General features: G+C 36.3%; 1 protein-coding gene. It reads right to left on the bottom strand.

Features of this window, described 5'->3' with window-relative positions:
- Window positions 1-520: class I SAM-dependent methyltransferase (locus AB4496_RS29130; RefSeq protein ID WP_372133601.1), on the bottom strand; the 520-nt coding region annotated here is incomplete at both ends.

Raw genomic sequence — 520 nt, 5'->3', positions numbered from 1 at the left:
TGATTTTTCTAACCACTACGTGACAAGCTTTACTATTATGCCCTGTCATCGTTTGATTATTAACAACGATAGACTTTTCTAATACAGACCCATCAACTATATTTTCAATTTCAGCTTGAGAACCGTGCCACATTGGAACCCCAACACCAGAAGTAAAAAAAACACTTTCATCAGAGCAAAATTCAGCTAAATAAATGACTCCATTTGGTTTTAAAATTCTTAGTAGCTCAGAAACAACATTTACCCTAGCTTGCTCTTCTGGAATGCACGTAAAAACGGCACATGTAACAATAGCATCAAAGGAAGAATCAGAAAAAGGAAGCGGTGAACCTTTTGAGTAGTTCAGCTCTAGATGCGGGAATTCATTGTTCCCACGATTAATCATTTCCAATGAAGAATCAACACCACAAATACTTTTATAACCTAAGTCATAAAGCTCATTAGTTACTCTTCCATACCCGCAACCAAAATCGAGAACTTGGCTAGAATATGGAACTGTATTAATAAGTAACTCGCTGAT

Origin of the sequence: Vibrio sp. 10N.222.46.A1 (genome assembly GCF_041473595.1) — a bacterium.
GTDB classification, from domain to species: domain Bacteria; phylum Pseudomonadota; class Gammaproteobacteria; order Enterobacterales; family Vibrionaceae; genus Vibrio; species Vibrio tasmaniensis_A.
The sequence above is the reverse complement of the archived record's forward strand: the minus strand, read 5'-3'. Positions and strand labels throughout refer to the sequence as shown.